The organism is Microbacterium oleivorans (assembly GCF_013389665.1).
Taxonomy (GTDB): Bacteria; Actinomycetota; Actinomycetes; order Actinomycetales; family Microbacteriaceae; genus Microbacterium; species Microbacterium oleivorans_C.
Genome location: NZ_CP058316.1, coordinates 1,371,749 through 1,395,532, shown reverse-complemented (window position 1 = coordinate 1,395,532; position 23,784 = coordinate 1,371,749). Strand labels below are relative to the sequence as shown.

At 69.1% G+C, this 23,784-nt stretch carries 23 protein-coding genes and 2 pseudogenes; 13 read left to right on the top strand and 12 right to left on the bottom strand.

The features are described 5' to 3' along the window. Positions 1 to 97 precede the first annotated feature (97 nt). The 11 genes from HW566_RS06705 to HW566_RS06655 all read left to right on the top strand — a co-directional run bounded on the left by HW566_RS06705 (position 98) and on the right by HW566_RS06655 (position 13,707). The gene (locus tag HW566_RS06705) at positions 98 to 1,741 is read left to right on the top strand and encodes an ABC transporter substrate-binding protein (protein ID WP_178011461.1); all 1,644 of its coding nucleotides are present in this window, start codon (positions 98 to 100) and stop codon (positions 1,739 to 1,741) included. Next, positions 1,738 to 2,817: an ABC transporter permease gene (locus HW566_RS06700; RefSeq protein WP_178011459.1), complete on the top strand. Its 1,080-nt coding sequence runs from the start codon at positions 1,738 to 1,740 to the stop codon at positions 2,815 to 2,817. Before HW566_RS06705 ends, HW566_RS06700 begins: the two co-directional genes overlap by 4 nt. A gap of 1 nt (position 2,818) precedes the next feature. Next, on the top strand, positions 2,819 to 3,739 hold the full coding sequence (locus HW566_RS06695; protein ID WP_178011457.1) for an ABC transporter permease: 921 nt from the start codon (positions 2,819 to 2,821) through the stop codon (positions 3,737 to 3,739). Between the two features lies 1 nt (position 3,740). Beyond that, positions 3,741 to 4,784 carry an ABC transporter ATP-binding protein gene (locus HW566_RS06690; protein ID WP_178011455.1) on the top strand — a complete coding sequence of 348 codons (1,044 nt, stop codon included), beginning with the start codon at positions 3,741 to 3,743 and terminating at the stop codon, positions 4,782 to 4,784. Further along, entirely contained in the window at positions 4,781 to 5,890 is a 1,110-nt protein-coding gene (locus tag HW566_RS06685) for an ABC transporter ATP-binding protein (protein WP_178011453.1), read from the top strand. The genes HW566_RS06690 and HW566_RS06685 overlap by 4 nt, the downstream gene beginning before the upstream one ends. Continuing rightward, the gene (locus HW566_RS06680) at positions 5,887 to 6,933 is read left to right on the top strand and encodes a LacI family DNA-binding transcriptional regulator (protein WP_218621657.1); all 1,047 of its coding nucleotides are present in this window, start codon (positions 5,887 to 5,889) and stop codon (positions 6,931 to 6,933) included. Before HW566_RS06685 ends, HW566_RS06680 begins: the two co-directional genes overlap by 4 nt. Further along, the gene (locus tag HW566_RS06675) at positions 6,930 to 8,552 is read left to right on the top strand and encodes an FAD-dependent oxidoreductase (protein WP_178011451.1); all 1,623 of its coding nucleotides are present in this window, start codon (positions 6,930 to 6,932) and stop codon (positions 8,550 to 8,552) included. The genes HW566_RS06680 and HW566_RS06675 overlap by 4 nt, the downstream gene beginning before the upstream one ends. 58 nt (positions 8,553 to 8,610) lie before the next feature. After that, entirely contained in the window at positions 8,611 to 10,107 is a 1,497-nt protein-coding gene (locus HW566_RS06670; RefSeq protein WP_178011449.1) for a cellulase family glycosylhydrolase, read from the top strand. A gap of 167 nt (positions 10,108 to 10,274) precedes the next feature. Beyond that, on the top strand, positions 10,275 to 11,939 hold the full coding sequence (locus HW566_RS06665; protein WP_178011448.1) for a circularly permuted type 2 ATP-grasp protein: 1,665 nt from the start codon (positions 10,275 to 10,277) through the stop codon (positions 11,937 to 11,939). After that, positions 11,933 to 12,865: an alpha-E domain-containing protein gene (locus tag HW566_RS06660; RefSeq protein WP_178011446.1), complete on the top strand. Its 933-nt coding sequence runs from the start codon at positions 11,933 to 11,935 to the stop codon at positions 12,863 to 12,865. The genes HW566_RS06665 and HW566_RS06660 overlap by 7 nt, the downstream gene beginning before the upstream one ends. Beyond that, a complete protein-coding gene (locus HW566_RS06655) occupies positions 12,862 to 13,707 on the top strand; it encodes a transglutaminase family protein (RefSeq protein WP_178011444.1) in 846 nt (281 codons plus the stop codon). Before HW566_RS06660 ends, HW566_RS06655 begins: the two co-directional genes overlap by 4 nt. A gap of 92 nt (positions 13,708 to 13,799) precedes the next feature. Here HW566_RS06655 and HW566_RS06650 read toward each other — a convergent pair whose 3' ends face one another. From HW566_RS06650 to HW566_RS06620, 7 genes and pseudogenes are all read right to left on the bottom strand, one after another. Further along, positions 13,800 to 13,997 (bottom strand): hypothetical protein, encoded by a 198-nt coding sequence (locus HW566_RS06650; protein ID WP_178009306.1) that lies wholly within the window; start codon positions 13,995 to 13,997, stop codon positions 13,800 to 13,802. 201 nt (positions 13,998 to 14,198) lie between these two features. Next, positions 14,199 to 14,515 (bottom strand): annotated as a pseudogene (locus HW566_RS16260) (integrase core domain-containing protein); the annotation flags it as partial. Between the two features lie 95 nt (positions 14,516 to 14,610). Then, positions 14,611 to 15,414: a hypothetical protein gene (locus HW566_RS06640; protein WP_178011442.1), complete on the bottom strand. Its 804-nt coding sequence runs from the start codon at positions 15,412 to 15,414 to the stop codon at positions 14,611 to 14,613. A 197-nt stretch (positions 15,415 to 15,611) separates the two neighbouring features. Next, complete coding sequence (locus HW566_RS06635) at positions 15,612 to 16,040, bottom strand: GNAT family N-acetyltransferase (protein ID WP_178011440.1); 429 nt, start codon at positions 16,038 to 16,040, stop codon at positions 15,612 to 15,614. A gap of 145 nt (positions 16,041 to 16,185) precedes the next feature. Beyond that, positions 16,186 to 16,515: a histone-like nucleoid-structuring protein Lsr2 gene (locus HW566_RS06630; protein ID WP_178011438.1), complete on the bottom strand. Its 330-nt coding sequence runs from the start codon at positions 16,513 to 16,515 to the stop codon at positions 16,186 to 16,188. A gap of 278 nt (positions 16,516 to 16,793) precedes the next feature. Then, positions 16,794 to 17,186 carry a hypothetical protein gene (locus tag HW566_RS06625; RefSeq protein WP_178011436.1) on the bottom strand — a complete coding sequence of 131 codons (393 nt, stop codon included), beginning with the start codon at positions 17,184 to 17,186 and terminating at the stop codon, positions 16,794 to 16,796. Positions 17,187 to 17,454: 268 nt separating this feature from the next. Then, positions 17,455 to 17,841, bottom strand: a complete 387-nt coding sequence (locus tag HW566_RS06620; protein ID WP_178011435.1) for a hypothetical protein — start codon at positions 17,839 to 17,841, stop codon at positions 17,455 to 17,457. Positions 17,842 to 18,051: 210 nt separating this feature from the next. Between HW566_RS06620 and HW566_RS06615 the strand changes: the two genes are divergently transcribed. Further along, positions 18,052 to 18,384: a hypothetical protein gene (locus HW566_RS06615; RefSeq protein WP_178011433.1), complete on the top strand. Its 333-nt coding sequence runs from the start codon at positions 18,052 to 18,054 to the stop codon at positions 18,382 to 18,384. A 116-nt stretch (positions 18,385 to 18,500) separates the two neighbouring features. After that, the gene (locus HW566_RS06610) at positions 18,501 to 18,986 is read left to right on the top strand and encodes a recombinase family protein (protein WP_256728944.1); all 486 of its coding nucleotides are present in this window, start codon (positions 18,501 to 18,503) and stop codon (positions 18,984 to 18,986) included. Positions 18,987 to 19,055: 69 nt separating this feature from the next. On the opposite strand, the pseudogene HW566_RS06605 reads toward HW566_RS06610, so the two are convergent. From HW566_RS06605 to HW566_RS06585, 5 genes and pseudogenes are all read right to left on the bottom strand, one after another. Continuing rightward, positions 19,056 to 19,690, bottom strand: a pseudogene (locus HW566_RS06605) (integrase core domain-containing protein); the annotation flags it as partial. 34 nt (positions 19,691 to 19,724) lie between these two features. Next, positions 19,725 to 20,893, bottom strand: a protein-coding gene (locus HW566_RS06600; protein ID WP_178011431.1) for an IS3 family transposase whose coding sequence is annotated in 2 segments (ribosomal slippage) — positions 19,725 to 20,603 and positions 20,606 to 20,893 — 1,167 coding nt in all. Because the reading frame shifts where the segments join, the coding sequence is not laid out codon by codon here. A 39-nt stretch (positions 20,894 to 20,932) separates the two neighbouring features. Then, positions 20,933 to 21,268, bottom strand: a complete 336-nt coding sequence (locus HW566_RS06595) for a helix-turn-helix domain-containing protein (RefSeq protein WP_256728906.1) — start codon at positions 21,266 to 21,268, stop codon at positions 20,933 to 20,935. 139 nt (positions 21,269 to 21,407) lie between these two features. Further along, positions 21,408 to 22,302, bottom strand: a protein-coding gene (locus HW566_RS06590) for an IS5 family transposase (RefSeq protein WP_178011429.1) whose coding sequence is annotated in 2 segments (ribosomal slippage) — positions 21,408 to 21,950 and positions 21,952 to 22,302 — 894 coding nt in all. Because the reading frame shifts where the segments join, the coding sequence is not laid out codon by codon here. 46 nt (positions 22,303 to 22,348) lie between these two features. Then, the gene (locus tag HW566_RS06585; protein WP_178011427.1) at positions 22,349 to 23,767 is read right to left on the bottom strand and encodes a rhamnulokinase; all 1,419 of its coding nucleotides are present in this window, start codon (positions 23,765 to 23,767) and stop codon (positions 22,349 to 22,351) included. Between the last annotated feature and the right edge of the window lie 17 nt (positions 23,768 to 23,784).

Here is a 23,784-nt window from a genome sequence, read left to right as displayed (position 1 = left end):
GTGCTGGTCATACGTAGAAGCACACCGTCGTTCTTCTTCGTGTCGGCGCTCATACGTATGACCGTCGAAATCGCACGCCACGTCACAGGAGACCGGAATGCGCACATCCCGAATCGCCGCCACTGCCGCCCTCGCGACCGCAGCGCTCGCCCTCGCGGCCTGCTCGCCCGGCACCGCCACCAGCACCGCGGCCCGCGCCGAGACGCTGATCTACGGCAAGTCCGACGGAGGCACGACCTACGTCCGCAACTACAACGTCCTGGGTCCCGCGACCGAGAAGGCGCCCAACGCCGAGCTGATCTACGAGCCGCTCGCTCGCATCGACTACAGCAACGGCGCCGTCGTCGAGCCCTGGCTGGCCGAATCGATGCAGTTCGACGAGGCCGGCACGGCGCTCACGATCGAGCTGCGCTCCGACGTCACCTTCTCGGACGGCGAGGCGATGGACGCCGACGACGTCGTCTACTCGCTCTCGCTTCCGCTCGAGCGACCCGAGCTCAACCTCGCCGGTGTCACCTACGAGGCGGTCAGCAGGGTCGACGACGACACGGTGCAGGTCGACTTCGCCGAGCCCTCGTTCGCGGCGCTCAACCAGTTCGCCTCGAGTTCACTGCCCGTCGTCCCCGAGCACATCTGGCGCGACCAGGACCTCATGAGTTGGACCAACCCCGACCCGGTGGGCACCGGTCCGTTCACGGTCGACGCGTTCGCGGCGCAGCAGGTGACCCTCAAGGCGCGCGACGACTACTGGGGAGGGCAGGTGCCCATGACCTACCTCAAGGTGCTCGCGACCAACGTCGAGGCGGTCAAGGCGCAGCTGCTCCGCGGTGACGTCGACTGGGCGCCGGCGTCGTGGGCGGGCGCGGAGGAGGAGTTCGTCGCGCAGAACCCCGAGACGAACCTCTACCAGCTCTACGCCACGGGCGGGGCGTACTCGATGATGTACAACACCGCGCAGGCGCCCTTCGACAACGCCGACCTGCGGCGTGCGCTCGCGCTCTCGATCCCGCGCTCGGACATCACCGCCACCCTCAACCGCCCGGGCACCGAGGCCGGCCCGACGGGGCTCGTCGACCAGATCTACGCCGACTGGATCGCTCCGGAGTACCGCGGCGCCGTGCAGGACGTGGATGCCGCCGCCGCGCAGGCCGCGCTCGCGGTATCCGGCTTCACCGTCGTCGACGGCGCCCTCGAGAAGGACGGGCAGCGCTACTCGCCGCGGCTGTCGTTCAACCAGGACTTCGGGTGGAACGCCTACGCCGACATCATGATCAACAGCTGGAAGTCGGTGCTCGGCCTCTCGGTCGCTCCTGCGGGCGCCCCGGGGGCGGCCCTCTACGACCAGCAGAAGACCGGCGACTTCGATCTGACGATCGCCACCACGGGCGGGGCGGGGGTCTACGGCGTCTACGGCTTCCTCGACAGCCGGTACGTCGAGCCGCTCGGCACCGCCGCAGCCACGAACATCGGGCGATGGAACGACCCCGAGACCGACCGCATCCTGTCGGACATGACCCGGGCGGCCGACGAGGACACGCTGCGCTCGCTCGGCCAGGAGATGCAGCGCATCGTGGTCGACGAGGTGCCGTTCAGCCCGCTCTACAACTCCTACTGGTTCGTCGACGTCAACGCGACGTACTGGACGGGCTGGCCGACGCCCGACGACTTCGACGCGGTGCCCTTCCCGAGTCTCGGCCCCGACACCGTCCGCACCCTGCTTTCGCTGAAGCCCGCGTCATGACCGCGCTCGGCGGGGCTCCCACGCCCACGACGACGACGGCCCTGGCCGAGGTCTCGGCGCGCCGGAAGCCCCGCCGACGCAGCGGAGTCTTCCTCCTCAAACGCCTCGGGTTCTATCTCGTCGCAGCCTGGTCGGCGATCACCCTGAACTTCGTCATCCCGCGCCTCATGCCCGGCGATCCGTCGGCGGCGATCATCGATCAGCTCGAGCGGGTGAGCGGTCAGGCGCTGGCTCCGGAGGCGCTCGTGTCGATCCGCGGTCTCTTCGGCAACCCCGATCAGAACCTGCTCGAGCAGTACGGCGGCTATCTCGCCCAGCTGGCCCGGTTCGACCTCGGGGTGTCGATCTCGAACTTCCCGGTCCCGGTCGCCGACCTCGTCGGCGCGGGTCTGCCGTGGACGCTGCTCCTCGTGGGCACGACGACCGTCATCTCGTTCGTGCTCGGGACGATGCTCGGCGTCGCGGTCGGCTGGCGGGCCGGGTCGAGGTTCGACTCGATCATGACGCCGTTCATCACCTTCGTCTCGTCGGTGCCCTACTTCTGGATCGCGCTGCTGGCCCTGTGGCTGTTCGGCTTCGTCTTCGGCTGGTTCCCGCTCTCGGGCGGCTACGACCCCAACCTCCCGATATCGCTCGAGCCCGCGTTCCTGTTGAGCGTCATGCAGTACGGCGCGCTGCCCGCCCTCACGATCGTCTTCTCGGCGTTCGGGGGGTGGATGCTGGGCATGCGCAACATGACCGTCACGACGGTGCGCGAGGACTACGTCCTCCTCGCGCAGGCGAAGGGGCTCTCGCCCGCTCGGGTGCGCTGGCGGTACGCGGCGCGCAACGCGATGCTCCCGCAGTTCACCGGATTCGCGATGGCCCTCGGCGGCGTGGTCGGCGGGGCGCTGCTCACCGAGATCGTCTTCAGCTATCCGGGCATCGGCTACCTGCTCTTCTCCGCTCTGCAGAAGCGCGACTACCCCGTCATGCAGGGCGTGTTCCTGCTCGTGACCCTCACCGTCCTGCTGGCGAACCTCATCGCCGACTCGCTCTACGTGTGGCTCGACCCGCGCGTCCGAGAGGAGAGCTGACATGCGCGCCTCCCTGCTCCGCAACGGAAAGGTGCTCTTCGGGGTGATCGTGCTGGCGTTCTTCGTGCTGCTCGCACTGCTCGGTCCCGTGCTCCTGTCGGTGCTGGGCCTCGACGCCCGCGCCAACGACATCTCGGCGATCGCCGCACCCCCCAGCGCCGCGCATCCGCTGGGCACGACCCAGTTCGGGCAGGACGTGCTCGCCCAGGTCATCGAGGGCGCCCGGGGCTCGATGTTCGTGGGCTTCCTCGGGGCCGCGATCGGCACCGCCATCGCGATCGTCGTGGGCGTGCCGGCGGGCTACTTCGGCGGGACGACGGGCAACCTGCTGAACTTCCTCACCAACATCTTCCTGGTCATGCCGGTGCTGCCGCTGATCTTCGTCGTCGCCGGCTACCTGCAGGGAACGGGCCTGGTCATGATCGCGATCATCATCGGGGTGTTCGGCTGGGCGGGCGGTGCCCGGACGCTCCGCGCGCAGGCGATGAGCGTCCGCAACCGCGACTTCGTCCAGGCCATGCGGATGCTGGGCGAGCCGCACCGCCGCCTCATCTTCGTCGAGGTGCTGCCGCATCTGTACGGCTGGATCGCGTCGATGTTCCTCGGCGGCCTGATCGGCGCGGTCATGGCCGAGGCAGGCCTCGCCTTCCTCGGGGTCTCGGACTCGTCGGCGATCAGCTGGGGCACCATGATCCAGGCCGCGCAGCAGCAGAGCGCCGTGCTGCGCGGGCTGTGGTGGTGGTTCGTGCCGCCGGGCCTGTGCATCGCGCTGGTCGGCACGGCCGCCGCGCTCATCAACTTCGGCGTCGACGAGCTCGCGAACCCCAAGCTCCGGGCGGCGAGCAGGCGGGTCGCCAAGCGCACCGCGTCGGTGCGCCGCGCGGCCGCGGCGCTGGAGACGACCGGCGCAGAGAGGGCATGACATGACGATCATCCAGGAGAGGCGGCCGGATGCGTCCGCGGATGCCGCGGGCTCGGACGTGCTGCTCGAGGTGCGCGGGCTCACGGTCGAGTACGCCGGCGCCACGGGCGCGGTGCGCGCGTGCGCGGACGTCACCTTCGACCTGCAGCGCGGCGAGATCCTCGGCGTCGTCGGCGAGTCGGGCTCGGGCAAGTCGACGCTCATCACGGCCCTCACCCGGCTGCAGCGGCCCCCTGCGGTCACGACGGCGGGAAGCGTCGTCTACCACCCGCGCGAGGGCGGTGCGGGCATCGACCTCGTGACGCTCAGCCCGCGGCCGCTGCGAGGCCTCCGGTGGACCCGCCTGTCGATCGTGCTGCAGAGCGCGATGGACGCCCTGAACCCCGTGACGCGCGTCGGCGAGCAGTTCGTCGACGTCCTGCGCACCCACGACCGCTCGATGAGCCGGGCCGCGGCCTGGGACGAGGCCCGTCGCCTCCTCGGGCTCGTCGGCATCTCCGCCGACCGTGCCCGGAGCTTTCCCCACGAGCTGTCGGGCGGGATGCGCCAGCGCGCGACCATCGCCCTCGCCCTCGCCTGCCGGCCCGAGCTCGTCGTCATGGACGAGCCGACGACGGCGGTCGACGTCGTGATGCAGCGCCAGATCCTCGCGCAGGTGCTGCGGCTGCGGCGCGAGCTCGGCTTCGCGGTGGTCTTCGTCACCCACGACCTGTCTCTGCTCCTCGAGCTCGCCGACCGCATCGCCGTGATGTACGCGGGGCGCATCGTCGAACTCGCCGCATCGCGCGAGATCTACCGCTCGCCGCTGCATCCCTACACGCAGGGACTCCGCGACTCGTTCCCGCCGCTGCATGCCCCGATCGAACGGCTGGAGGGCATTCCCGGCACACCTCCCGACCTGCGGCTGCTTCCCGCCGGATGCCCGTTCGCGCCGCGCTGCGCCCACGCGTTCGACCGCTGCCGCTCCGAGCTGCCGCTGCTCACCGCGCACGGCGAGCGGTCCGTCGCCTGCCATCTGCGCGAACCCGAGGAGGTCCGCCCATGAGCCCGTCCACGATCGGACCCGACCCGGTGCTCGAGGCCGTCGGCGTCACCAAGCACTTCACCGTCACCTCCGGGCTCGGCGCGAAAGCGACCGTGCACGCCGTCGAGGACATCACCCTCCGGCTCGTCCCCGGGCGCGTGACAGCGGTGGTGGGCGAGAGCGGCAGCGGCAAGACGACGCTCGCGCGTCTCCTCGCCCGCTTCTACGAGCCCACCTCGGGCAGCATCCGCCTCGAAGGACGGCCCGTCGGGCGCCCGACCGGCCAGGCCGAGCTGGCCTACCGCAAGGCCGTGCAGCTGATCTTCCAAGACCCCTTCGGGTCGCTCAACCCGCTGCACCGCGTGCGGCACAACATCGACCGGGCGATCCGTCTGCACCACCGCGGGCTCTCCCGCGCCGACCGGCTGGCCCGGGCGCGCGAGCTCCTCGAGCGGGTCGCGCTGACCCCCGCCGACGACTACCTCGAGAAGTTCCCGCACGAGCTCTCGGGCGGACAGCGTCAGCGCGTGGTGATCGCGCGCGCCCTCGCCGTCGAACCGCGCGTCCTCCTCGGCGACGAGCCGATCTCGATGCTCGACGTCTCGATCCGGCTCGAGATGCTGAACCTGCTCGACCGGCTCCGCCGCGAGGACGGTCTCGCGCTGCTGTACATCACCCACGACATCGCGAGCGCGCGCTACCTGTGCGACGACATCGTCGTGATGTACGCCGGTCGCATCGTCGAGACGGGCCCCAAGGAGGCGGTGATCGGCGACCCGCAGCATCCGTACACCAAGCTGCTCATCGAGTCGTCGCCCGACCCCCACCGCATCGACCTGGGCGCTGATGCGCACAGCGACGCCGATCGCGATCGCGACGCGGTCTTCGGGTCCGCCGACGATCTGGGCGAGCCCCCGAGCCTCATCGACCCGCCGAGCGGATGCCGCTTCCACCCGCGGTGCCCGTTCGCGATGGAGCAGTGCCGCACGACGCGTCCACCCCGCATCGAGGTCGGACCGGATCATGGCGCAGACTGCTGGCTGCACGACGTCGGTCGCGGGCACGAGCTCGCCGGTTCATCGATGACGCAGCTCGTCTCCCGCACCCTGACCGAGGAGGTCCCGTGACCACGCCCAGCACCCGCCCGCGCTCCATCCGCCAATCCGACGTGGCCCGCCTCGCGGGAGTCTCGCAGTCGGCGGTGTCGCGCGTGATCAGCGGTGACGCCGCGCGCATCCCGGACGAGACCCGGCAACGCATCCACGAGGCGATCGCCGAGCTCGGCTACGTGCCCAACCCGGTCGCGCGCAACCTCCGGGGCGCGCGCACGCAACTGCTGGGAGTGCACACCTTCGAGCCGCTCTTCCCGCACGCCCGCGAGGGGTTCTACTTCGAGTTCCTGCTCGGCATCGAGCAGCGCGCCGAGGAGACGGGCCACGACCTCGTGCTGTTCAGCTCGACCGGCGACGGCGCCGGGGGACGGCGGATCTACCGCGACGAGACGAACCGGCTGCGCATCGCCGACGGCAGCGTGCTGCTGGGCGTGTCGCCCGATCGCGACGAACTGGCCAAGCTCTGGCGCGAGGGGTATCCGTTCATCCACATCGGCCGCCGCGACGTGCCCGGAGCCGACATCCCGTGCATCATCCCCGACTACCGATCGGCAGCGTCCGAGATCGTCGAGCGGCTGCACGGTCTCGGGCACCGCCGGCTGGCGTACCTGCGCGACTCGATCGACGTCGAGCCGTACGAGGACCGTCGCGCGGGCTATGCCGAGGCGGTCACCCGTCTCGGCATCGCGGATGCGTCGCCCGGTCACCGGGAGGGACGGGCGGGAGTGCCCGACGAGGTCGTCGCTGCGCTCGCCGACGGGCGCTGCACCGCCGCTGTGGCCGAGAGCGAGCGCGTGGCGGGCGAACTCCGCAGTCGACTGGCCGAGCGCGGGGTCGACATCCCGGGCGACGTCTCGGTGGCCGTCCTCGAGGACACCAGCGCCGCCGACGTGCGGTGGGACGACCTCCGCATTCCGCGCCAGGAGATCGGCCGCATCGCCGTCGACCGCCTGATCGAGATGGTGGACGACCCGGATGCCGCCAGAGGGAGCACGTTCGTCGCGTGCGAGGTGGTCGCCGGTGGGACCGTCGCCCGCGCCAGGGAGGAGCGAGGATGACCGAGCCGATCGATCTGCTCATCATCGGAGGCGGTGTGGGCGGCGTGGCCGCGGCCATCACGGCGACGCGCCTGGGCCTGCGGGTCGTGATGACCGAGGAGTCGGGACGGCTCGGCGGACAGTTGACCTCGCAGGCGGTCCCGCCCGACGAGCACGCCTGGATCGAGCAGCCGACGACATCGCCGAGCTACGCGGAGTTCCGCCGGCGCGTTCGGGACTACTACCGCCGCAACTACCCCGTGACGGCCGAGGCCGCCGCCGAGCCGATCCTCAACCCGGGGCGGGGCATCGTCAGCCGGCTCTGCCACGAGCCGCGCGTCGCCGACGCGGTCATCGACGAGATACTCGCGCCGTGGCTCGCGACCGGGCGTCTGCGCGTCCTGCGCGAGCACGAGCCGGTCGCCGTCGAGGTCTCGGGCGACCGGGTCGAGGCGGTGGTCGTCCGCGACCGCGCGGGGACCGAGACCATCCTCATCGCGCCGATCGTCGTCGACGCCACCGAGCTGGGAGACCTGCTCGAGCTCGCGCGGGTCGAGCACGTCATCGGGGCTGAGGGCGTCGATGACACCGGTGAGCTGCACGCTCCCGCGGTGGCCGACCCGATGGATCAGCAGGCGGTCTCGTGGTGCTTCGCGATCGAGCACCGCGAGGGCGAGGACCACGTCGGCGACCGCCCCGTGCGCTACGAGCACTGGCGGACGCACGTCGACTCCTTCTGGCCCGGCCCGCAGCTGTCGTGGACCGACATCGAGCCGATCGGGCTGCACGAGCGGACCCGGCCGCTGTTCCAGGAGGTCGACACGCCCGACGTGCCCTTCGACCTGTGGCGGTACCGGCGCGTGCTCGCCGCCGACAACTTCACCGGCGGGATCGCGGACGTGACGCTGGTGAACTGGCCGCAGATCGACTACTGGGAGGCGCCGCTCCTCGGGGTCGACCCCGCGGCGGCCGATCGGGCGCGCTCGGCGAGCCGTGAACTGTCGGAGTCGTTCCTGTACTGGATGCAGACCGAGGCGCCCCGTCACGACGGCGGCGCCGGGTACCCCGGGCTCCGACTGCGTGGAGACGTCACCGGCACCGCCGACGGCTTCGCCGACCGGGTCTACATCCGCGAGGCGCGGCGCGCCGTCACCGAGTTCCGCGTGCTCGAGCAGCACGTCGGGGTGCAGGCCCGCGGTGCGGGAGCGGGGAGCGCCGTGTTCGACGACAGCGTCGGGCTCGGGCACTACCGCATCGACCTGCATCCCTCGACGGCGGGGCGCACCTACGTCGACATCGAGTCGTACCCGTTCCAGATCCCGCTGGGCGCGCTGCTGCCGGTGCGCGTCGACAACCTGCTGCCGGCCGCCAAGAACATCGGCTCGACCCACATCACCAACGGCTGCTACCGGCTGCATCCGGTGGAGTGGAGCATCGGCGAGGCGGTCGCGGCGCTGGCCGCCGTCGCGCTCGCCGAGCGGGTGCCGCCGCGCGCCGTCCGGGCGCAGCCGCGTCTGCTCGACGACCTGCGCCGGGTGCTGACGGACCGCCTGGGTGTCACGCTGCGCTGGCCGGACGAGGTTCGCACGCACCACTGGAAGCCGCGGGAGCGAGCCCGCGAAGTCGTCCCGTCGCGCTGAAGCGTCGGGATCGTGCGTCGGCGACGAGGCCGGCGCCCGTGTCAGGAAGGACGGATCCATGCCCTCTCTCTCCCACCCGCCGCATCCCGTCGTGCCCCGGCGACGCGGCCAAATCCGGCGCCGGCTGGCCGCCGTCGTCTCGGCGGTCGCGCTCGTCGCCGGTCTCGCGTGGGCGGCGCCGGTCGCCGCCGTCGCGGACGGGTCGCTCCCCGCGCTGTCGACGCAGGGCAACCGCGTCGTCGACGCCACCGGAGCCGACGTCGCCCTGCGTGGGGTGTCGGTGCTCGCCCCCGAGCAGAACGACCTCTGCGACTACTGCGACTCGCGTCCGACGTCCGAGATGATCGACCTCGCCGCGGCGTGGGGATCGAAGGTCGTGCGGCTGCCGGTCACCGAGATCTCCGCGACCACCGATCTCGCCGCCTACGACGCCGAGTACATCGCGCCGTACGTGCAGCAGGCGGTCGATCTCGGCATCTACCTGATCATCGACCTGCACCTCGTCCGCGACTACGGCGACGGGGCGGGAGCGGTGCCGCGCTCGACGGTCGCGCGCTTCTGGGACTACATCGCGCCGCAGTACGGCAGCGTGACCAACGTCGTGTTCGAGGTCTTCAACGAGCCGATCAACCCCGCGAGCTGGGCGACGTGGAAGGCCTACATCCAGCCCGTCGTCGACGGCATCCGGGAGACGGCGCCCGACACCCTGCTGCTGATGGGCTCGCCGCAGTGGAGCACGTTCGTGAACGGCGCGGTGAGCGACCCCATCGCGGGCGGCAACATCGCGTACGTCTTCCACATCTACCCCAACCAGGGGGCGCCCACGGCCGCGCTGCTCGACGGCAAGTTCGGCGACGCGGCCCAGCAGATCCCCGTCGTCGTCACCGAGTTCGGCTGGAACCCGCCGGGGGAGTTCTCCGACGGCATCACCGCGGGCACCACCACCAACTGGGGCGTGCCGTTCCGCGCCTACCTCGACGCCCGCCCGTGGATCGGGTGGCAGGCGTGGATCCTCGACAACTTCTGGAAGCCGCAGATGTTCGACTACGACTGGAACATCCTCGGCGGCGAGCACCAGGGGCAGTTCGTGAAGGACTGGCTCGGCGGTCTGCCCAACGTCTCGCCGTGCGCCTCGCACGACGGCATCGGAGCCACGGTCACCGTGTCGTCGACCTACTCCGCGGCCTATCCGGGCTCACGTCTCGTCGACGGCGACTGCACCGACGCCGGCCGGTGGCTCTCGGCGGCGGGCGACGCGACGCCGACGGCGACGATCGAGCTGGCCGCGCCGCAGCGCGTGGGCGCGCTCGGCGTCTACAGCGGGTTCGGCGGCGGGGGCGGGAGCGGTGTCGTGCTCGTCGACTTCACGGTCGAGGTCCGCACCGCCGCAGGCTGGCAGCAGGCGGCCGCCGTCACCGGCAACACGCAGGCCGCACGCGAGGTCGCGATCGGCATCGACGGCGTCGAGGCCGTCCGGGTCGTGGTCACGAACCCCTCGGCCTCGACCACCGAGGCCAAGATCGCGCGCGTGTACGAGCTGGCCGTCCGCGGCTGACCCCGCTTCGCGATACGCCTCAGGACCGGTGGGGCTGGCGGCGACTCCGGCCGCCGGCAGGACGACACCAGCCCCACCGGTCCGACGGGTGCAGCGCCGGCGCGAGGACGGATGTCAAGACGGCGGGGGAAACACTGACGCAACACGGCCCGGATTAGGCTCGCACCATGGGTGACCTGTTCGACGGATACGGCGCGACGTCGGCGCCGCGCAAGACGGTGTCGGGTGTTCCCGCCTTCGACGAGATGTTCGAGGTCTCGGCCGGCTCCACCACGATGGGGCGCTCGCGCGAGGCCTACCGCGAGCTGTACCAGGCGCTGGCGCAGATGACGCAGGAGGAGCTCCGAGGCCGCACCGAGTCGCTCGCGAGCTCGTACCTCGCCCAGGGCGTCACCTTCGACTTCGCCGGCGAGGAGCGCCCCTTCCCGCTCGACGCGGTGCCGCGCGTCATCGACTACGGCGAGTGGTCGCACGTGGAGTCCGGCGTCACCCAGCGCGTCCGCGCGCTCGAGGCGTTCCTCGACGACGCCTACGGCCACCAGTTCTGCGTCCGCGACGGCGTGCTGCCGGCGGGCCTGATCGCCTCGTCGCAGTACTACTACCGGCAGGCGGCGGGCATCCGCTCGGCGAACGGGGTGCGGATCCAGGTCTCGGGCATCGACCTCATCCGCGACGAGCACGGCGAGATGCGCGTGCTCGAGGACAACGTGCGGGTCCCCTCGGGCGTGAGCTACGTGATCTCCAACCGGCGGGTGATGGCGCAGACGCTCCCGGAGCTGTTCGTCTCGATGCGCGTGCGTCCGGTGGGCGAGTACCCCAACAAGCTCCTCCAGGCGCTCCGCGCCTCGGCCCCGCCCGGCGTGGACGACCCCAACGTCGTCGTGCTCACCCCGGGCGTCTACAACTCGGCGTACTTCGAGCACACGCTCCTCGCGCGCCTCATGGGCGTCGAGCTCGTCGAGGGCCGCGACCTCGTGTGCTCGGGCGGCAAGGTCTTCATGCGGACGACCCGGGGGCCCCAGCGCGTCGACGTCATCTACCGCCGGGTCGACGACGACTACCTCGACCCGCTGCAGTTCCGCGCCGACTCGATGCTCGGGGCCCCCGGACTCATGCTGGCGGCGCGCCTCGGCAACGTCACGATCGCCAACGCGGTCGGCAACGGTGTCGCCGACGACAAGCTGCTCTACACCTACGTTCCCGACCTCATCCGCTACTACCTCGCGGAGGAGCCGATCCTCAAGAACGTCGACACCTGGCGCCTCGAGGACCCCGGGGCGCTGGAGGAGGTTCTCGACCGGCTCGACGAGCTCGTGGTCAAGCCGGTCGACGGCTCCGGCGGCAAGGGCCTGGTGGTCGGTCCCGACGCCTCGCCCGCCGAGCTCGAGAAGCTCCGCACGAAGCTCCTCGCCGACCCCCGCGGCTGGATCGCGCAGCCGGTCGTCATGCTCTCGACCATCCCCACGCTCGTCGAGGACGGCATGCGCCCCCGCCACGCGGATCTCCGTCCGTTCGCGGTCAACAACGGCGACGAGGTGTGGGTGCTGCCGGGCGGCCTCACCCGCGTCGCGCTTCCGGAGGGACAGCTCGTGGTCAACTCCAGCCAGGGCGGCGGGTCGAAGGACACGTGGGTCGTCGGCGGCGACGCGCCCCGCACGGCCGAATACAGCCAGGGGAACCTCGCCGGCCTCGTCGCCGATCAGGCCTCGACGCAGGCGATCCCGATCATCTACGACGACCAGGACGAGCCCGCCCACTCCCCGCAGGACCGACCGCTGTCGGTCAGTGAGCAGCAGGAGCAGCAGCAGCAGACCGGAGGTGCGTCGTGCTGAGCCGGATCGCCGAGAGCCTGTTCTGGATCGGTCGCTACATCGAGCGCAGCGACGGCACCGCCCGCATCCTCGACGTCCACCTGCAGCTGCTGCTCGAGGACCCGTGGATCGACGAAGACACCGCGTGCCGCTCGCTGCTGTCGGTGATGGGCTCGGTGCCGCCCGAGGGTGCGCAGAACGTGACGCGTCAGGACGTGCTCACCCGTCTCGCGGTCGACCGGACGAACTCGTCGAGCATCGCGTACTCGCTGCAGTCGGCGCGCGAGAACGCCCGCCGCGCCCGCGAGATCGTCTCGACCGAGCTGTGGGAGACGCTCAACACGACGTACTCCCGGATGCCGCGGCGGCTGAACGCCGAGAAGGTGCACGAGTTCTTCGGCTGGGTGCGCGAGCGGTCGGCTCTCGCGGTCGGCATCACCGACTCCTCGACGAGCCGCGACGAGGCCTGGCAGTTCTTCACCCTGGGGCGATCGATCGAACGCACCGACATGACCGCGCGGCTGCTCGCGACGCGCTCGCTGACCGAGGAGTCCGGGCCGTCGTGGACGACGATCCTCCGCTCCTGCGGCGCCTACGAGGCGTACCTGCGCACCTACCGCGGGATGCCGAGCGCCCGCAACGCCGCGGAGTTCCTGCTGCTCGACCGGCTGTTCCCCCGCTCGATCATCCACTCCATCCAGCGCGCCGAGGAGTGCATGAGCGCGATCGACCCGGTCGCCGACCGCGTCGGCCATTCGAATGCGGTGCTGCGCGCTCTCGGCCGCATCCGCAACGATCTGGAGTACCGTCCGCTCGGTGAGATCCTCGCCGAGCTGCCCACGCACATGGACAACGTGCAGAAGGTGACCCGCGAGGCGTCGGAGGCCATCCGCGGTCGCTTCTTCCCGACTGCGGCGGAGCCGAACTGGATCGGAGAGACCTCGTGAAGCGCCTGCGCATCGAGCACGCCACCGGATTCACCTATCCCGGAGATGTCGGGGCCTCGTACAACGAGGCGCGGATGCTGCCCAACTCCACGGACAGCCAGTTCGTGCTCAGCTCCCAGCTCGACATCGAGCCCACCACCGCGGTCAACCAGTACGTCGACTACTTCGGCACCCGGGTGGCGGCGTTCGACGTGCTCGCCGCCCACCGCTCGCTCTCGATCACAGCCCGCTCGCTGGTGGAGGTGCGGCCCCGACCCATCGAGCACCGGCAGATCTCGTGGGACGAGCTCGCCGCCGAGGCCGGCCGATCGATCCACACCGTCGAGCAGCTCGGTCAGACGGTCCGCACCGACCCGCATCCCGAGGTCGTCGCCCTGGCGCGCGACATCGCGGCCCGCCACGACGAGCCGGGTCCGGCCGCGCACGCGATCGCGATCGCGATCGGCGAGGCCGTGGAGTACATGCCGGGCGTCACCGGGGTGCACTCCACCGCGTCGGAGTCCTGGCCCGAGCGCAAGGGCGTCTGCCAGGACATCGCCCACATCACGCTCGGTGCCCTGCGCAGCGTCGGCATCCCCGCCCGCTACGTCTCGGGCTACCTGCATCCCGATCCGGACGCGGAGGTCGGCGTCGCGGTGACGGGGGAGTCCCACGCCTGGATCGAGTGGTTCGCGGGCGACTGGCAGGGCTTCGACCCCACGAACAACATCGAGATCAGCGACCGTCACGTGCTCGTCGGGCGGGGCCGCGACTACAACGACGTGCCGCCGCTGCGCGGCGTCTTCGCCGGCCCGTACAAGAGCGCTCTGCACGTGACCGTGACGATCACCCGCGAGGCCTGATCCGGCTCACCACCACCGACCCGACGCGAAGCGTTGTGTCCGGGCTCCGCGAAGGGAGCGTTCGTGTCGGCTCGGTGGCGGCGCGGAGGGGGTCAGGCGGGCGGGTCACCCGGGTCGAGTGTCTTCAGCATCTCCTCTTCGGCGGGGTTGTCGGCCGTGAGCTCCTGCTCGGTGGTCTCATCGCCGCCGCGGGGCGCGTCGTCGGTGATCGACTGCTCGGCATTCGGGTCGTCGAGGTGCCGGTCGCCGGTGGGCTCTTCGGACGGGATCGCGCTGTCGTGGCTGCTCATGGTCGCGACGTTACGCTCGCCGCCTCGCCCCGCGGCACCCCTTGACACCGGATCCGGCCGCGGTGCCGATACAGTCGTCGAACTGCCGTGGCTCGTGTGGTGTCGACAGTCGTTCGAGGCTGCTTCAGCACCGCCAGCCCGACGAATGTATCGCCAGCCGGCGGCGGGACTGACGTCCTGGGACTGGCGTCCTGGCGCGGGCTAGGTGTACTGACCTCGACCGTTGTTGATGCGGTCGATGGGGGTGTGGCCTCCGATGCCGAGGTGGGCTCTGTTTAGGTTGTAGTGGTCGAGCCATGTTGGCAAGGCGGCCGCGCGGTCGGTGTTTGAGATCCATGCTCGGGCGTAGGCCCACTCAGCTGCGAGGGTGCGGTTCAGGCGCTCGACCTTCCCGTTGGTCCAGGGGCAGTGGGGCGGATGAACTTCTGAGTGATGCCGTGCGCGTTGATCACGGCGCGGAACGCCGCAGAGTGCCGGTAGGCGAACGCGTTGTCGCTGATCACGCGTTCGACCCTCACCGGTCGACGCTGGCGGCATACCGCTTGCTCGTCCCCACGGTCACCTCCTCGCGAGACCAAAAGGATAACCGCAATCGAATCTATGTTCTAACTGATTAGCCGAGGGTGCGAGCGAGCCAGCTGACGATCGCGCTGATGGCGTACATGCGGTGCCGAGCGTCTTCCTCGTCGCTGAGGCCGGGATGCGAACCGCCCACGTGACTCAGCTTCCACAGTCCGCGGACATACTCGTTCGGCCCAAATGGCAGATCCCCGTTCTTGGCCAGGGCGTCGATCGCCGCGCCACCGCCCTTGGCGGTAGTCTCGGTGCGGCGGGCTGCGAGATCGAGCAGCACAGACTCGAAGGTGGTCCGTAGTTGGCTGTTCGACGCGGCCCAGTCCTGAGAGTGGAACGCGTTGAGCGCTTGTTGGTAGTGACCGGCGGCGGTCGTAAACCCCTTGGCGGTGAGTTGGTCGGCGAGGTCCGACGCGAGCGAGGCGACAGGCAGTCCGGTGAAGCCCAGCGCAGTGATCGACCACCGAACCTCCGTCGTGGAACTGGGCGCCCACGCCGTCCCGGTGGGGGTCGTGGTCGTGGTCGGGGTGCAAGCGAATCCATCAGCGCGGAGGGACGCCAGCAGATCGCGTACCCACTCCGGTGCGGAAGGGCCATCCTCCTGATCCCGCAGAGCGGTGGTCGCAAGGTCAATTAGCTCGTCCTCCTTGCGCGCCTTGAACGCTGCGCTGAGAGCTAGGTCTGCCCTCTTCGCTTTGCTCATGTCGGAGAACTTGCGGGTGGGTGGCCCGGGATCGGCACCGCCGAGCCCGTGGCGCTTCAGCAGAGCGCCCAGATTTGCTTGCGACGTGTTGGCCTCGACGTACTCCATCAGCAGCCCGACCGTCTTCTCTGAGATGCGCATAGAGGCAGGTTACCGATGCAGGTGTGCGCCCTTTTCGGAGGTCCACTGCGCACGCCGAAAACGATTGTTATCGGCGCCCGGGTAACTGGGGGCCGTTTGGGGCTCGGTCGTGCAGCTGCTCCACCGGTAGCGACGATGCGTGCGGTGTCCGCCGGCCTGAGGCCAGCCGGCGGACACCCGTCATGCAGCTGCTTGCTTCAGGTTGATGGGCGATCAATCGTCCAGGGACGATGACGCTCGTTTCTCCCGACCCCTAGGTCAGTCGGCGTGAAGCGTCGACGAGGAACCTCCTTGACCTTACTTTCCAGAGATCTCGCGAGCTTGGCGTTCAGTGCGTGTGCAGCGTGGTCGTCCGGAAGCGTCGCGCCCGCGATGTTATGAGCCGGCTCGCTCTCTGCTGTGGCACGCATGAGTGCGAGGCCGGCCCCTCGTTTTCGTGCTGGGGTGACCACTGCGACGCGTTGGATGAACACGTAGTCGGGTGCGTATCGTCCGATCGCCGCCACGCACAGACCCGTCACGCATTCATCGATCTCCGCGAGAAAGACCCGCTGCTTCTCGATCTTCGAGAGGTTGTCGCTCATCGTTTGGATGTAGAGGTCCGCCTCGGCCTGCACCCATGTCATCCATCGGGCGTCTGTCGGGGTTGGCTCCGCAGGCCGTATACGCACCGTCGACGGGGGCAGCGTCAGTAGCTCTTGCCGCCAGGCCTTAAACCCGTCGTCGCTGTAGGGCGGCAAATCGTCGAACATTCCCGAACCCGGCGGGAGGTCACTTCGCGGCGTCATATGCGTCCAGGACGACCCGGGGGACGCGGCCGCGGTTGTTGACCGTGTACCCGTTCTCCTGCGCCCATGCGCGGACGGCCGCGAGGTTTTTCGCCCTGCCGCCGGCGCGCGACGAGGTGGTGTTCACGCGCGCACCGCTTGCGGACTTGCGTGCTGCCGAGATGTAGGGCTCGAGCACTTTTTCCAACTTCTCTCGGTTCGCCGCTGACAAGTCGATCTCGAAGAGGCGGCCCTGGTAGGAGAACGTCACCGTTTCCGCATCCTCGGTCCCGTCGAAATCGTCGGTGATGAACGTGACACTTCGCTTAGCCATGCGGTGAGGATAACGCACACATATTCGTGGTGTCCGGAATTGCTCGCAGGCTACCAAAGATGACCGGCGCCTACTGGTGGACGAGCCGCTTTCCGCGCCCCGCAGGGCTCGCACCCCTGCGGGAGCTCGTCTTTTTCCTGGAAGCCGCCCCCACCCACACCGCCGGATCAAGCGCGGTCAGATCGTCGTCGTCGGCATGAGCGAAAACCAGTCCCTCGCGATTGCCGCCCGCGCACTAAACAGCCACCCACCGCGGCTGACGGCCCTTCACGGGGCCGTCAGCCGCGGTGGGTGGCGTGCCCTGGCACCGTGTTTCGTGCGAGAGCGACGGCAATCACGGCAGCCCCGGTAGCGACAGCGACGAAGCTGCGTCCGCCGACGAGGATCACATAGTGCCAGTCGAAGACGAGATCACCATATGTCCCGGGGGGCGGCAGGAGGTTTGCGAGCACCCCCAGAATCAGCAATGTTGCGCCGAGTCCGAGCGCAAAGGGGCGTCCTATCTTCACCGAGAGAGTTATGGCGAGGCCCGCGACGCCCGCCGCCGCAATGAAACCCATCAAGCTTTGTACCGAGGTACGCGTCACGCTGTCGGGGTAGGTGAACCAAAGTGTCAGGCTCAGCAGTAGGTAGAAAGCGAGGGCGGTGATGATTCCGGTCAACGCTCGCACGAAGGCCTCCTAGGGGTCACAGATCTAGCGCTTGCAGCTGCGTGTTGTGAGCGCCGTGCTTTGGAGGACTGTTCCGCCGCTAGAGCGCATGTCAGTCTTCCACTTGTATCCGGTGTCGTGAGTCTTGCAGATCTGGCTCATGAACAGCGTCGACGTCTCACCGGGTCCTGTCGTCACGTTCTGCTGGTTCGCGAACTGCCCGCCGAGGAACCCGGTGTCGTAACCCAAGAAGCTGGCCTTCCATCCGTAGCTGCCCGTGCAGGAACTGCTACGCGAGAAGGAGAACTTCCCTGGGATGAACCAAGTTCCGGAGCTGTTCACCAGTGATATTGGCCAGCGGGTTCGTCATGGTCTGAGTCTGGGTACAGGCCGCAGCGACTTGCTGGTAGGTGGTTGTCTCGGCGCCCGTTGCGACCTGCATCCGCCCGCCCACGGGAAGCGCCTTAGGGGCGAGGATCTCGGCGTCCGGGGTTTTCTCAGTGACGAGATAAACCTCCTGGCCTGGTTCGGCCGAGATCACCTCGACCGTTGCTCCCGGGGGAACGTCGACCCAGTCAGGTATCTCCTGATCGGATGCAGCTGATGCAGGGCTCGGGAGTAGTGCCCCGAAAAGGAGCACGGCGCAGGCGAAGATCGCGGGGGCACGTAGTTTCATTTCTCTCCTTGACAGCATTGGCAATTGGGAAAGGAGATAAGTCACTCGCAGATATGGCACAGCTTCCTCCCTCCTGCTGGGGGAGTCAAGGATCGAACTAATCGCCTTTCACGCCGGCGGGATCGACACCCTAGACGCCGGGGCGTTGTAGTTTTCCACAGATCGCCTGCGCGGGACTCCACCGGCCCGGGGAGTGGTCACGATGACCTTATGACACAGGCCCACTCCGTCGCGATCGTCACCGGCCGCGACCACCACAACGCACCCACCCACACCGCGGTCGTTGAGGTCGACGTGGTCGACGTGGACACGATCACTGAGACCGGCGGCCTCGTCATCGACAACCGCCACCTCGCGCTGATCGAACCGTGCGAACCGGTCTGTCATGCAACCCTCACTCTCACCCTCGACGACGACACCGTGCTCGAGGTCGCCGCCGGCACACACCCAGACCCCGACCAGGCCGCTGCGGAGATCAACCGCCTATCCGCATGGATCACCGGTGACGTGATGACATACACCGCAGGAAGCATCACCTCATGAGCGACGACGAGCTCGACGGTGCTGTCTGCCCCTGGTGCCACCACGTGCTGTACGACCCCGAAGGACGCCTGCACTGCGACTTGCAGCTGGCCGGGACCTTGCAGTGACCACGATGCATCGCGCCCTGCGCAGGGTCCGCCGGCCGACTCTTCGGCCAGGTCAGGTTACGCGGAGCCGATGACCTTCCCGAGCTCCGCGCGGCCGGCTGCGAGCGGGTCTTCGTCGACCACGGCGAATCGAGCCGCGTCACCGATCGCCCGCAATGGGTTGCGTGCCTCGACTACCTGCGGCCGGGGGACACGTTGAAAGTGCGCCGGCTCGATCGTCTCGCCGGCAGTGAGCGCATCCTGATCGAGACGCTGCAGGACCTCGACGCGCGCCAGGTGAACATCGTGAGCCTCACAGAGCCGATGATCGACACGACGTCGCCGATGGGCCGAGCGTTGTTCGGCATCGTGGCCGTGTTCGCGCAGCTGCGCGTCGACACGATCCGCGACAACACTCAGCGCGGCCTCGATTACGCGCGCGCAGGGGAGGGTTGGGGGCCGGCCAAGCGTAATGACACCGGAACGCATCGCGACGGCTCGCCAGCTACGCGCTGAACGTCACAGCTGGGAGAGCATCGGCCGTGTGCTCGGCGTTGGTGCGTCGAGCGTGCGCAGAGCGCTGCACTAGGTGTACTGACCTCGACCGTTGTTGATGCGGTCGGTGGGGGTGTGGCCTCCGATGCCGAGGTGGGCCCTGTTTAGGTTGTAGTGGTCGAGCCATGTTGGCAAGGCGGCCGCGCGGTCGGTGTTTGAGATCCATGCTCGGGCGTAGGCCCACTCAGCTGCGAGGGTGCGGTTCAGGCGCTCGACCTTCCCGTTGGTCCAGGGGCAGTGGGGCGGATGAACTTCTGAGTGATGCCGTGCGCGTTGATCACGGCGCGGAACGCCGCAGAGTGCCGGTAGGCGAACGCGTTGTCGCTGATCACGCGTTCGACCCTCACCCCGAGGGTCGCGTAGAACGCGATCGCGCGTTCGAGGACGCCGGCTGCGGTGGTGCCTTTCTCGTCGTCGTGGATCTCCGCGTAGGCCAGTCGAGAGTGATCGTCAATGACGGTGTGGACGTAGTCGTAGCCCGTTCTTCGGTGCGAGGTGCGATGAACCGCGGCGGTCTGTGTCGGGTCGGCTCGCCATCCGCCTCCGTCGGGGATCCGGCCGAGTTTCTTCACGTCGACGTGGATAAGGGAACCGGGGTGGTCGTGCTCGTAGCGGTTCGTGGTGCGGCGGGTCGCGCGGATCACCGTCCCGGTGACGGGGTCGATCGGGACTGCTGCACGGATAGGTGACAGTTTCTAGTCACGCCGCGAGAGCGGCTGGCGTGTTCATGATGGCTTCGAACTCGACTGGGGTCAAACGGCCCAGGCGGGGTTGTCGGCGGCGTCGGTGGTAGGTCCGCTCGATCCAGGTCACGACTGCGATCCGCAGCTCTTCGCGGGTGCCCCAGGTGCGGCGGTTGAGGACGTTCTTCTGCAGCAGCGCGAAGAACGATTCCATCGCGGCGTTGTCGCCGGCGGCACCGACGCGGCCCATGGATCCCACCATCCGGTGGTGGCTGATCTCGCGGAGGAACTTCCGGCTGCGAAACTGCGATCCTCTGTCGCTGTGGATGACGCAGCCGGCGACGTTCCCGCGCATCGCGACCGCGTTGCGGAGTGCGTTGACCGCGAGGTGTGACTTCATCCTCGAGTCGATGGAGTAGCCGACGATCTTTCCGGAAAATACGTCCTTGATCGCGCAGAGATAGAGCTTGCCCTCACCGGTCGGGTGCTCGGTGATGTCGGTCAGCCACAGTTGGTTCGGACCGGTGGCAGTGAAATCCCGCTCGACGAGGTCGTCGTGCACGGGTGGGCCGACCTTGCCGCCCTTGCCGCGGCGACGTTTCCCGAAGGTGCTCCACCAGCCGTTGCTCGAGGCGATCCGCCACGCGGTGCGATCCGCCATCGCTTCACCCACCTCGCGGGCCTCATCGGCGAGCAGCCGGTGCCCGAACTCGGGGTCGTCACGGTGCGCGTCGAACAACGCGTTGGCGCGATACGCCTCGATCACCTCGGCGTCGGTGATGGGGCCCGCGAGCCACCGGTAGTAGGGCTGGCGGGCGAGCTTGAGAACCCGGCACGTCACCGCGACGGGGATCCCGTCGGCGGCGAGCTCGGTCACGAGCGGGTAGAGCCTTTTCCCGGTAGGTTCGCCTGCGACAGATACGCCGCCGCCCGCCGCAGCACCTCGTTCTCCTGCTCCAGCAACCGGATCCGCTTACGCGCCTCCCGCAGCTCCGTGGACTCGGTGCGGGTCTGACCGGGCTTGGCACCCTCGTCGATGTTCGCGCGACGCATCCACTTCTGCAGCGTCATCGGGTGAACACCGAAGTCCTTCGCGATCTGCTCGATCGTCATTCCGGGCTCGCGGTTGCGCGCGACGCGGACGACCACGTCGTTACGGAACTCGCTCGGGTACGGCTTGGGCACGGCAACATCCTTCCAGGCCGACCCTCCGGGCAAGCCAGATCAGATGTCACCTACTCGTGCAGCAGTCCCCATCTCTCGCAGCAGAGCGACCCGATGACGGCGCAGCACCCGACCGACTGTCGAGGCTTGCATCCCGAGTCGGTGCGCGATGAACACCGGACCGCGCCGGGTCAGGGCCCGCAGGATCCGCACCCTCGTCTCCACGCAGGGCCCGGTTCGGGCAGGATGCGAATGAGCGACGCTGGAGCGGTCGATGAGGCCCGCCTGCCCCTGCTCACGAAACCGTCGCCACCACCTCCACGCGGTCGTGCGCGAGATCCCCATCTCGGACGCGACATGCGCGACCGCACGCCCCGAGCTGATGCGTTGAACCATGACCAACCTGCCGGCCGGAGTCAGCCGGGCATTACCGTGGGACACGAGAGACCTCCGTGTGTTCGAGCTGCAGAACTAGACAGCTCCAACTCGACACCGGAGGTCTCTCCTACGTCAACAACGATCCGGGTCAGTACAGCTAGGGTGTGTCTGATAAAGCGCGTGTCCATGCGATGACGGTGTTGAGGACGACGGCGGCGCGGTAGTTGACGGCGTGCTTGTCGAACCGTGTGGCGAGGCCTCTCCATTGCTTTAAGCGGGCGTAGTTCCGCTCGATCACGTTGCGGTTCTTGTAGTCGACGGCGTCGAGTCCGACGGGTCGGCCGCCGCGGGATCCGCGGCGTTTGCGGTGACCCTTCTGGTCGTCCGGCTCCGGGATGACGGCCTTGATCCCGCGCGAGCGGAGGTGGCCGCGGATTGCGCGGGACGAGTACGCCTTGTCGCCGCGCACCGCGTCCGGCCGCGTTCGCGGCCGACCGGCCTCGCGCCCGACGCGGAGCTGCCTCATCAGTGGCAAGAACATCGGCGAGTCACCCGCCTGGCCCGGCGTGATCAGCGTCACCAGTGGCAGCCCGTTGCCGTCAACGAGCTGATGGATCTTCGTCGACAACCCGCCTCGAGAGCGACCGATACCGTGATCAGGCGGCTCGATCCGCGGATTCGTGTAATTCGACCCAGCCCCCTGTGGTGCGGGTCGTGTTCGTCGCGTGCTGATGCGCACGCGCGATGGTCGAGTCCACCGACAGCGACCAATCGATCAATCCCGCCGCGTCCGCGGCGGCGGTCAACCTATCGAGCACCACATCCCAGGTGCCCTCCGCGGCCATCCGGTGATGCCACGTCCACGCCGTCTGCCACGGCCCAAACGCCTCGGGCAAATCACGCCACGCGATCCCGCACCGATACCGATAGATGATTGCTTCGACCATCCGCCGAGCATCGGAGAACTTCCGACCAGGTCGACCAGTCGGACGCGGCAGCATCCCCTCGATCAACGACCACTGAGCATCCGAAAGCAACTGAAACCGCGACACACACCCAGGCTCTCAGCCAGACATCGAACTATTTGTCAGACACGCCCTAGGCGCGGGGCTCGTAGCGCCGCGGAGCGTGGGTGCGTGCCACGAGGTCTCGCAGCGACTCGAGCGAGCCCGAGACGAAACCGGCGGCCCGCGCCTGCACGAGCACGTTCCCGAGGGCGGTGGCCTCGACCGGCCCGGCGAGCACGGGCATCCCGGCGCGGTCGGCCGTGCGCTGACACAGCAGCTCGTTGAGCGCGCCCCCGCCGACGATGTGGATCGTGCGGACGTCCACCCCGCCGATGCGCCCGGCCGCGGCGACGGTGTCGGCGAAGGCCTGCGCGAGGGACTCCACGATCGAGCGGGTGTACTCCGCTCGGGTGCGCGGGCTCGCGACATCGTGCTCGTCGCACCACGCGTCGATGCGCGAGGTCATGTCACCGGGCGCGAGGAACCGCGGGTCGTTGATGTCGAACACGACCCCCTCCGCCTCCCGGGCGGCATCGAGCAGTGTGGGCAGGTCGATCCGGTGCCCCTCGCGCCGTTCCCACTGACGCACGGCCTCGCTGAGCACCCAGAGCCCCATGACGTTGTGCAGCAGGCGCACGCGCCCGTCCACCCCGCCCTCGTTGGTGAAGTTCGCCTCCAGCGCCGCGCGGCTGAGCACCAGGTGCTCGACCTCGACCCCGACCAGGCCCCACGTGCCGCACGAGATGTAGGCCGCGGCATCCGCCTGCATCGGCACCGCGACCACCGCCGAGGCGGTGTCGTGCGAGCCGACGGCGGTCACCGGGGTCGCCTCGGGCGCGCCGATCGAGGCGGCGACGTCGGCCCGCAGCGCACCGAGCCGGTCACCGGGAGCGATGAGCGGGGGGAGGATGCCGCGCGGCAGCCCGAGCGCCGAGATGAGACCGTCGTCCCACGCCGCGTGCAGCACCCGCATCAGGCCGGTCGTCGACGCGTTCGTCTGCTCGGCGCGGGCGATGCCTGTCAGCCAGTAGCCGACGAGGTCGGGCACCAGCAGCGCGGTGTCGGCGAAAGCGAGCAGGTCGGCGTCCTCGGCGGCGAACTGGTACAGCGTGTTGAACGGGAGGAACTGCAGCCCGTTCCGCTCGAAGAGCTCGGCGTGCGGAAAGCGCGCGTGCACGGCCGCGACGCCGCGCCCGGTGCGCTCGTCGCGGTAGTGAAAGGGTTCGCCGAGCAGCCGGCCCCGGCGCAGCAGGCCGTAGTCGACGGCCCATGAGTCGACCCCGATCGAGGCGATCTCGGGCGTCGCGCGGAAGGCCCCGCGCAGCCCGGACAGCACCGAGCCGTACATGCCCACGAGGTTCCAGTGCAGGCCGTCCCCGGCCGGGACCGGATCGTTGGCGAACCGCGCGACCGTCTCGGTCGTGAGGGTGTCGGGCCCCACGTGTCCCACGATCACCCGCCCGCTCGTGGCCCCCAGGTCGACCGCCGCGACCGCTCCCGAGCCGGTCATGCGCGGCATCCTGCTAC